An 8,341-nucleotide genomic window follows, 5' to 3' on the forward strand; every position below is an offset into this window, starting at 1 on the left:
ACGGTACGGATCCCCGAAGCACCCCGACGGCGGGCGAAGCCCGGTGTCGTCAGAAATACGGCATCGTCAGAAATACGGTGCCGTCAGAAAGAACCGATAATGATGCCGGTAATGGTGAGTCGATGCTCGAAGGCGCTGAACAGCGGAGTGCGGCAGGCGGATATCACGCGACTTCGGTGAGCAGTCCGGTGGCAACATCGAAGATGAAACCGCGGATGGCGTCGATATGCGGGATGAACGGGCTCGCCTTGATCCGCGCAATCGACTGGCGTATGTCTTCGGCCAGGTCGGTAAACGACTCCACGGCTCATTCCGGTTTGATCCCGGTCTCGTCCTGGATCGAGCGTTTAAAATCGTCGTCGGTGAAGGTCAGCATGCCGCAGCCGGTGTGGTGGATCAGGATGATCTCGCGGGTGCCGAGCAGGCGCTGGCTGATCGCGAGGGAACGGATCTCGTCGTCGGTGACGACGCCGCCGGCGTTGCGGATGACGTGAGCCTCGCCGTCGCCCAGGCCAAGGACCGCGTAGACGTTGAGCCGTGCGTCCATGCAGGCGACGGCTGCGATGTGCTTGGACGGCGGCAGCGGAAGCGGCCCGGCGAAGGTCTTCGCGTAGGCGGCGTTGTTGGTCAAGTAGTCGTCGGTGACGGACATGGGTCCTTCCCGGGGGCGGATCGGTGGTGGAGGCCGGAGGTTCAGGCGGGATCCGCCGTGCCGGTCCAGGAGGCACGGAACGCCGCGGTGGTCGCGGCGACGGTGGTGGCGACCTCGGCCGGGTTGGCCGGGTTCGGGGCGTTGTCGAACAGGGCCGCCAAGCCCGCGACGGCCTTCTCCGCGCGGGGGTGCCAGCTTTCTTCCCAGGCGGCGAGAACCGCGGCGTTGTCGGGGCGTCCGGCGATGGCGTGGCGGGCCAGGGCCGCGCTCCACGCCCGGCTGCGGGCGCCGTCGACGCCGGACTCGCGCAGCAGCTGGGCGGTCAGGCCGTCGCCGTTGGCGTCCGCGAGGTCGGCGAGGACGGTCTTGAGCAGGGTGTCGAGCGCCGGCTTGACGACGAGGTTCAGTGCCGTGAAGGCCTCCGCCCAGTCGTAGGCGACCAGCAACCGCTCCAGCGCCTCTCGGGCGGGTTGCCAGGCCGGGTCGTCTTCCCAGAACCGTCGGGTGACCCTGCTGTCGGCGAGGTCGGCACCGTGGACCAACGACAGCGCCTTGGCCCGGTAGGCGATCCACTGCAGGGCGCGCAGTTCGTCGGCGGCCTGGAAGAACGCGGCGTTGCTGACGTAGGCGCTGGGTCCGAGTTGGCCGACGTACAGGCTGGTGATCTGCAGCACGTGGAACAGGTAGCGGGCAGGCAGGTAAAGCCGCGCGAGGACACCCACCCAGGCCGGGTTCAGGCCGGCATCCGCATCGAGGGCCTCGAAGTGGTCGACGACACCTTCGGCGTAGATCTCCCGGTCGTGCTGCAGGGCGATGTAGCGGCGGTAGTTGAGCTGGGCGGGGTCGCGGAACGCCTCCCAGTCCACGCCCCGCAGCGGCGAGCCCTCGCGGTAGCGCAGGTACCACCGGTTGATCGGACTGTCGGGATCAAGGTCAAACGGGGCCGGCTGCCGCCCGAAATGGTAGTGGAAGTGGCCGGTGACGGTCTCGTACTCGTTGGGCTTGCGGCGGGCCCCGTCGAACACACTCCAAGTGCGCAGGGGCCTCGCCGTGGGGGCGGTGGTCATCCTCAGTCCTTCCGGTCCAGGTACCAGACGAGTTCGTCGTCGCTCACGTACCGCATCCGCCCGGCAAAGCCGGCGAGGGCGGGTTCGAGGGTGGCGAGCGGGACGGACCGGCCGGCGGCCTCCTCCAGGCTGGTGCGGGTGACCCGCAGGAAGCGGGGCGCGTTGATGCGCACGTAGCCGTTGCGGTCCTCCACGACCAGCGTCTGGTCGGGGTTGTCCTTCTCGATCGCGGCGTGCAGTGCCTCGACGACGTCCGGATCGAATCCGCGGACGATGGGGCCTACCAGGCGGCTGGAGTCGGCGGTCATGAAAATCGTCTCCCCGTCGGGGCCGCGGTCGCATCGCCACGGCAGCGGTGGTAGTGACGTCGGCCGTCGGGCGGGATCCCGACAATGATCCGCTCGCCGTCGGCGCGCACCGGGAAGCTGTACAGCCGGCAGTCGCTCGGGTTGAGGCTCTCGCCGGTCGCCAGGTCGAACTCCCAATGATGCGCGGCGCAGGTGAGCACCCCGTCCTCGACGGCGCCGTCGACCAGCGGGAACCGCGAGTGCGGGCACACCGCCTGGTACGCCCGTAGCGCCCCGCCGGGCAGGTGTGCCAGCAGCACCTGCTCGGCGCCCGCGGTCACCTCGAGCACATCGCCTTCCCACACCTCGTCCAGCGAGGCGACGTCGGTCCACGCCACTGTGGTGCCACCCGCCGACGCACCACCCGCCGACGCGCTACTCATCGAAGAAGGCTTCGACATGGTCGAGCGGGCCGACGCCGGCCTCGCCGATGCGCGCCTCGCGGGCGAGCACCTGACCGTTGTGGCGGACCCCCACCGGCGCGTCGCTGGCCGGCAGACGCCGGCCCACAACGTGGTGAGCGATCTTTTGGCCGACAACCTCGACGGTGTCGGCGTCGTCCACCGCCACCAGCAGCGACACGAAGTCGTGTTCGAAAACCGCGCTCAGCGGCAGCAGAGCCATCGGGCCCCCTCGGAGTGCTCGTGGACGTACTCGTGGACGTACTCGTGGGAGTGCTCCTGCGCTCCGGGGGTTACCTGCGCCCAAGACGTCATCGCCGTGCCGCCCTGGCGCCGGTTGCGCCCGCCGCCGCGGCCTGCGCCCAGGCGTAGCCGGTGGCATCCTGTCCCTGCTCGGCCGGCGACAGCCCCATGTAGGCGAGCACGCCGCTGAGGTCGGGCGGGCTGATCTCGCCGACGAGGAACCGGTCCACCAGCGACCGGTGCCCGGCGAACCGCTCCGGACGCCGCGCGAAGATCCACTTGCAGGGTTCCGAGCAGAACAGGTAGTCACGGCCCCCGTGGGTGTGGCGCAGCGGAGCGGCCGAGGCCAGCGCGCCGGCTTCCACGCCGGCGGCCCGCACGATCGGCAGCTGGCACAGATTGCACACCAACGGCAGCGTCTCCGGGAAGGTGGCCTCGGCCTTCCCCGCGCGGATGTTGTCGCCGATGACGTCCCAGTACTTGCCGAACGTGCGGTTCCAGCCCGGGTACTTCTCCTCCAGCCACACCCGCTCGTCCGCCGAGACGCCGGCGTCCGGGTTCCACCAGACCGTCGGCCGCCAGTTCCACACCCCGAGGTGAATCGCGTGGTGGTACCAGGTGAGTTCGTTGACGAACTCCTCCCAGTACCACGGATACTCCAGGCCGAAGTCCCGGAACTGGTCGGAGAACTGCTTGATCACCCACTCCTCGATGAATTCCTTGAACGACATCGTCCGATGCTCGAGCGGGGTGTAGTAGTCCATCGACAGGCCGGTCAGCAGCGCGAACACCCGCCATGACCGCCAGAACATGTGATCGATGAGGAACTGGCCCCAGTCCCTGTGGCCACCCTCGGCAAGGATCTTGATGGTCGGCTCGCCCTGCTGGGCATGGCGGGCCTCGTCCGTCTGGATACTGGAGATCAGCGAGCCGAACTCCAGGTCGCCCACCTTGATCGCGTCGGCCGCCATGCCGAGGAACTGCAGGTTCGTGAAACCGGTCTCAAGGGTGAAGGTGAGCTGCAGCGCGATCGACAGCGCGTCGTTGGCGACGAACATGTCGTCGAACAGCTGCCGGACCGCAAGCACGATCCAGTCGTTCGTGTGGAACGCCTTGAGCGCCCAGTCGGCCCGCGGCTCCTTCCCGATCAACCCATAGGGGAAGAACGCCTGGATCTGGCCGTGCCGGACCTCGTCGAGCGTGCCGAACGTCGCCGTATTGCGCCACGCCGCCGCCCGCCCGAACCGGCCCATCCGCGCCTCACCGATGGAGGCGAGGTACTCCGGCATCGTGATCGCGCCGTAGTGCGCCAGGATCACCGACTTCCATCCCGGGTCGAGCTTCTCGAACAGCGCCGAACGGGCGATCGCGTTCTTGACCGAGTACGTCGTGGTGTCCTTCGTCACCTGGTTGTGCACGTACTCCCGATAAGTAATCTTGTATGGCTCGTCCCAGGCCAGCCACCCCTCGGCTGAGACCCGGCCCGTCCCCGACAGCTCCTCTGGGAAGACGTCCTGCTCGGACACATAGCCAAACGACCAGTTGGTGTCGCGGGCAAGGTCGTACCAGTCACTGCGGGCAAGCTTCGGCATGCTCGCCTCCTTGGTGTTCCCTCACGGACGCGGACCGGACCCGCCCGGTCCGGCGACGCTCCCGCGCCGCACGGCCCAACCCGGCATCGGCCGCTATCTCGACAATTTCATTCGACAAGGAGAACTATGTGCGGAGCGACCTTTGATGTCAAGGACTCCTAACGATCCGGTCCGGGCGGATCGGATTGCTAAGGTCCACTCACGGGTTCCGACCTTCCCCGTTACGACCCTCGCGGCGGGTCGGCCGTCGCGAACCCGGGAAAGTCCCAACGGCAGGAGGCAGCGGTGCTGGCGATACACGCGGCGTTCGGACCGCGCGCGTGAGGCCGCCCGGCACCCCCGAGGAACGCCACCCCGGACTCGACGCGAAGATCGTGGCCGCCCTCGACCGGATCGGCGAGGCCCTGCAGGTGCTCGCCCGCCGCCTGGCCGAGGCGCACGACCTGTCCCCCACCCAGCTTCGGGTCCTCGCCCGCATCTATGCGGGACCACCCCCGCCGGCCCGAACCAGCGCGCTGGCACGTGAACTCGACGTGGCCGACCCCACCGTCAGCGACGCCGTGGCGGCCCTGCGCCGCAAAAGGCTCGTAGGCCGCCAGCAGGACCCCGCCGACCGGCGTCACTACCGGCTACACCTCACCGCCGACGGCCAACGGACCGCGCACGCGGTCTCCCGGTGGACCGCCCCGGTCGAGGTAGCGACCTCCAGGATCCCCCGCCCGGACGGCGAGCACCTGCTCGCAACCCTCCTGGACCTGCTGGAATGCCTGCACGCCGAACATCTGATCAGCGTAACGCGCGCGTGCACCACCTGCCGGCACTTCGAACCCGCGCCCCGACCCGCCCGCCACGCCCAACCCGCTGTTCACCGCTGCGCGTTCTTCGACTACCGCCTCGGACCGTCCGACATTCGGGTCGACTGCCCGGAACACCTCACCCAGGAGGAGTTCGCCCGCCGCGGCGCCGCGGGCGGCCGGTGACACCGAACGGGGCCAACCGGGTCATGCACGCCGACGTCCACAGCGCCGCGGTCGGCCTGCCCGACGGCACGCCCGCGGGGTCCGTTGTCGACAGCTCACCGATCAGCTGAGTGAGGAGGGGGCCTGCGGGCCCATCATCACGAGACACTAGTCGGGGTAGGGCACCTCGGCGCGTGCCTTCTGGAGTGCGGCAGCCCACCAGGCAAGCTGGTTGAACAACGTCTTGGCGTAGCCGGGAGCGTCGGGATCAGCCGGCCGGCCGGCATCCCAGTTCACGAAGTAGTTCGGGAATGCCAGTCCGTCGCGAATGGTCACCGCGTGCAGCTCGGTGAGGACGTTCTCCAGGTGCAGGACCGCGTGCCGACCACCCGCCGCGCCGCCGTAGCTGACAAAAGCGACCGGCTTCGCGGTCCACTGGGTGAAGTGCCAGTCGATGGCAGCCTTCAGTGACGCCGGGTAACTATGGTTGTATTCGGGGGTTACTAGGACGAACGCGTCCGCGGCGTCGAGCCGCGCGGTCAGGGGTGCCATGCCCGCCGGGCGCGGGTATGAGTCTCCGGCGTACTTCGGCGACGCGGCGGGCAGGGATAGGGGGATCTCAAAGTCGGCGAGGTCGACGACCTCTACGTCGAAGCTCCCATGCGCGGAGGCCTGTTCGGCGGCCCATGAGGCCACGACCGGTCCGAACCTCGCCTCGCGCACGCTGCCGACGACGATGACAAGTTTGCTGGTTTCGCTCATGCGTCACATGTTCGGTCGCGCCGGCAGCGGCAGCCAGACCGAGCGCAGGCTGGCCCTGATAGGGCCAGCATCGGACGGCGTACCGAGGCCGTTCCGGTCTTACAGTGAAGAGCGTGAGTACGCCGCTGGGTGACTTCCTCCGCGCCAGGCGCGATGCCACCCGGCCCGAGACGCTCGGCCTGCCGGCAGGCCCCCGGCGCCGCGTCCCGGGGCTACGGCGGTCGGAGCTGGCTTCGCTGGCAGGCATCAGCGTTGAGTATCTCGTCCGGATCGAGCAGGGGAGCGACCGCAACCCATCGGCCTCCGTCGTCAACGCGCTCGCCGACGCGCTGCGCCTCGACGTCTCCGAGCGGGAGCACCTGCGCTACCTGGCCAAGATCGCCGCTGGCGTGTGTACCGGCCCGCTCACCCAACCTCGGCTGGAGGTCAGGCAGACAGTGCTCAAGCTGCTCGACCAGCTCGAGCCAGGGATCGCACTGGTCACCAACCGCCTGGGTGACATCCTCGCGTACACCAGTGGCTTCGACCTGGTCGCCCGACCGTCGGGGCTGCTTGATACCGACAGGCCCAACCTCACGCGCTTCGTCTTCACCGACAGGCGCGCCCGCGAGGTCTTCCCGGAATGGGATCAGATCGCCGACGAACGAGCCTTCGACCTGTGGCACGGCCCGTCAGCCGAGCGCTCGGCCCAATTCAGGGCGGAACTCGCTCCGGTCGCCGGCGACGACTTCACCCAGCGGCTGAACCGGCACGCGCTACCACGGCGCGGTCCGCTGCGGTGGACACACCCCGTGGTTGGTGAACTGCGGCTTGACCGCGAGGTCCTGGAGCTCCCAGCCGCCGATGCTCAGCAGCTGGTGGTATTCCTTCCCGCCGACGACACGACCGCCGACACGTTGAACCGGTTGCGCAGGAGGGGCGGTACCAGCCTGCGTGCCGTCAACTGAGCAAATATGGCGGCACGCCGCCACTCTTATCGAAGTCAAGCAGGTCCAGGTCCCCGTGGAGCAGTACCCGCGGGGGCTCGGTGTTCTCCGGCATCTGATCGCCGCGATCGACCGACCTGCCAGCATGATCGATCCTGGGCTCGGCCGCCACATCCGCGACGACTGTCCGATACGACACTGACGTAACGGTATGGTTGGTTTTCGTGGTAGCGGAGCGCCAGGAAGGACCGAGGGACCCGATGGAACGTGCAGCGTGACGGCCCGGCAGCGAGGTCGGGTCGGGTACCGGGCTCGCCCGGGCAGGCCGTTATGGATGCCGCTGACCGCACTGACGATGGTGATGGCTGTTGTGCTGGGCGTGGCGGCCTGCTCGGATCAGCCCGAGCGTCCCCGCGCTCCGCGGCCGTCACCAACCACCACGCACCCCTCCGCCGTGGAGCCGGCACCGTCCGGGCTGGGCTGGGTATCCGGCGCCAATGGAAACTTCCCGGCAGACGTGACCGCGTGGGCGGCTTGGACCCGCCGTCCCGTCGATCTCGCGATCGTTTTCACGGACCGCGCCAACTGGCCGAGCATCACCACGGCGTCCTGGCCGGTCGGGGCGTTCACCCGGGCAGCCTTTCCCGGGGAGCTGTCGGTGGCGCAACCGCTGTACCCGCAGAACAGCAATGAACAGGCGTGCGCTCGCGGTGAGTACGACGGCTACTGGGCCCAGTTCGGGCAGACTCTGTCGAAGTACGGCCGCGGCGACGCCTACGTGCGCCTCGGCTGGGAGTTCAACGGGGACTGGTTCTGGTGGCACGTCCGGGATCCGCAGGCGTGGAAAAGCTGCTTCCAACACGCCGCCACCGCGATCCGGTCGACCGCTCCGCACGTGAAGATCGACTGGAACATGACCGCGCACCGCGACAGCCTGCCCGGCAGCGGCGCGGACGTCTGGTCCGCCTACCCCGGCGACGCCTACGTCGACGTCGTCAGCATCGACTCCTACGACTCCTATCCGGCGTCCACGACGGAGCAGGTCTGGACCCGGCAATGCCAGCAGCGTTCCGGGCTGTGCACCGTCGCCGCCTTCGCCCGCGCCCACGGCAAGCGGTTCGCCGTCCCCGAATGGGGACCTGGTGCGCTCGACCGGCGGTGGCGGCGACAACCCGTTCTACATCGAGAAGATGCACGAGTTCTTCGCGGCGAACGCCGGACTCCTCGCCTACGAGGCCTACTACAACAACGCGGAAGCCGACAACGTGCAATCCTCCCTGCACAACCCGAACCTGAGCCCGAACAGCTCCCGCCGCTATCTCGGCCTGTTCGGAAAGGGCTGACGGCTGATCGGGTGTCAGAACTCGGCCACCGGTGGTGACCCAGGGCTGC

General features: G+C 68.6%; 11 protein-coding genes. 3 read left to right on the forward strand and 8 right to left on the reverse strand.

What is annotated here, in order from left to right; translation table 11 throughout:
* Nucleotides 1–163 precede the first annotated feature (163 nt).
* The 7 genes from AC08OX_RS11635 to AC08OX_RS11665 form a co-directional block, all read right to left on the reverse strand.
* The gene (locus AC08OX_RS11635) at nucleotides 164–304 is read right to left on the reverse strand and encodes a hypothetical protein (protein WP_476607833.1); all 141 of its coding nucleotides are present in this window, start codon (nucleotides 302–304) and stop codon (nucleotides 164–166) included.
* A gap of 3 nt (nucleotides 305–307) precedes the next feature.
* A complete protein-coding gene (locus tag AC08OX_RS11640; RefSeq protein ID WP_476607834.1) occupies nucleotides 308–652 on the reverse strand; it encodes a beta-class carbonic anhydrase in 345 nt (114 codons plus the stop codon).
* A gap of 41 nt (nucleotides 653–693) precedes the next feature.
* Nucleotides 694–1,719, reverse strand: coding sequence for an aromatic/alkene monooxygenase hydroxylase subunit beta (locus AC08OX_RS11645; protein ID WP_476607835.1), 1,026 nt, complete (start codon nucleotides 1,717–1,719; stop codon nucleotides 694–696).
* A 2-nt stretch (nucleotides 1,720–1,721) separates the two neighbouring features.
* A complete protein-coding gene (locus AC08OX_RS11650; RefSeq protein ID WP_011434683.1) occupies nucleotides 1,722–2,027 on the reverse strand; it encodes an MmoB/DmpM family protein in 306 nt (101 codons plus the stop codon).
* A complete protein-coding gene (locus AC08OX_RS11655) occupies nucleotides 2,024–2,449 on the reverse strand; it encodes a monooxygenase system ferredoxin subunit (protein WP_476607836.1) in 426 nt (141 codons plus the stop codon). The genes AC08OX_RS11650 and AC08OX_RS11655 overlap by 4 nt, the downstream gene beginning before the upstream one ends.
* A complete protein-coding gene (locus tag AC08OX_RS11660) occupies nucleotides 2,442–2,690 on the reverse strand; it encodes a toluene-4-monooxygenase system B family protein (protein ID WP_476607837.1) in 249 nt (82 codons plus the stop codon). The genes AC08OX_RS11655 and AC08OX_RS11660 overlap by 8 nt, the downstream gene beginning before the upstream one ends.
* A gap of 88 nt (nucleotides 2,691–2,778) precedes the next feature.
* A complete protein-coding gene (locus tag AC08OX_RS11665; RefSeq protein WP_476607838.1) occupies nucleotides 2,779–4,302 on the reverse strand; it encodes an aromatic/alkene/methane monooxygenase hydroxylase/oxygenase subunit alpha in 1,524 nt (507 codons plus the stop codon).
* Nucleotides 4,303–4,622: 320 nt separating this feature from the next.
* Here AC08OX_RS11665 and AC08OX_RS11670 point away from each other — a divergent pair, with 320 nt between their 5' ends.
* Entirely contained in the window at nucleotides 4,623–5,282 is a 660-nt protein-coding gene (locus AC08OX_RS11670; protein ID WP_476607839.1) for a MarR family winged helix-turn-helix transcriptional regulator, read from the forward strand.
* A 147-nt stretch (nucleotides 5,283–5,429) separates the two neighbouring features.
* Here the strand turns inward: AC08OX_RS11670 and AC08OX_RS11675 are convergent, their stop codons facing one another.
* Nucleotides 5,430–6,023 (reverse strand): NADPH-dependent FMN reductase, encoded by a 594-nt coding sequence (locus AC08OX_RS11675; RefSeq protein ID WP_476607840.1) that lies wholly within the window; start codon nucleotides 6,021–6,023, stop codon nucleotides 5,430–5,432.
* A 113-nt stretch (nucleotides 6,024–6,136) separates the two neighbouring features.
* Between AC08OX_RS11675 and AC08OX_RS11680 the strand changes: the two genes are divergently transcribed.
* The gene (locus AC08OX_RS11680) at nucleotides 6,137–6,970 is read left to right on the forward strand and encodes a helix-turn-helix domain-containing protein (RefSeq protein WP_476607841.1); all 834 of its coding nucleotides are present in this window, start codon (nucleotides 6,137–6,139) and stop codon (nucleotides 6,968–6,970) included.
* Nucleotides 6,971–7,283: 313 nt separating this feature from the next.
* Nucleotides 7,284–8,330 (forward strand): glycoside hydrolase family 26 protein, encoded by a 1,047-nt coding sequence (locus AC08OX_RS11685; RefSeq protein ID WP_476607842.1) that lies wholly within the window; start codon nucleotides 7,284–7,286, stop codon nucleotides 8,328–8,330.
* Nucleotides 8,331–8,341: the final 11 nt, after the last annotated feature.

The organism is Frankia sp. CoBUL1 (assembly GCF_978021245.1).

What these genes read in the sequence shown, in the direction of transcription:
- AC08OX_RS11675 (WP_476607840.1), bottom strand. Translation starts at nt 6,023, where the DNA reads ATGAGCGAAACCAGCAAACTTGTCATCGTCGTCGGCAGCGTGCGCGAG.
- AC08OX_RS11685 (WP_476607842.1), top strand. Translation starts at nt 7,284, where the DNA reads ATGCCGCTGACCGCACTGACGATGGTGATGGCTGTTGTGCTGGGCGTG.
- AC08OX_RS11645 (WP_476607835.1), bottom strand. Translation starts at nt 1,719, where the DNA reads ATGACCACCGCCCCCACGGCGAGGCCCCTGCGCACTTGGAGTGTGTTC.
- AC08OX_RS11650 (WP_011434683.1), bottom strand. Translation starts at nt 2,027, where the DNA reads ATGACCGCCGACTCCAGCCGCCTGGTAGGCCCCATCGTCCGCGGATTC.
- AC08OX_RS11640 (WP_476607834.1), bottom strand. Translation starts at nt 652, where the DNA reads ATGTCCGTCACCGACGACTACTTGACCAACAACGCCGCCTACGCGAAG.
- AC08OX_RS11660 (WP_476607837.1), bottom strand. Translation starts at nt 2,690, where the DNA reads ATGGCTCTGCTGCCGCTGAGCGCGGTTTTCGAACACGACTTCGTGTCG.
- AC08OX_RS11665 (WP_476607838.1), bottom strand. Translation starts at nt 4,302, where the DNA reads ATGCCGAAGCTTGCCCGCAGTGACTGGTACGACCTTGCCCGCGACACC.
- AC08OX_RS11655 (WP_476607836.1), bottom strand. Translation starts at nt 2,449, where the DNA reads ATGAGTAGCGCGTCGGCGGGTGGTGCGTCGGCGGGTGGCACCACAGTG.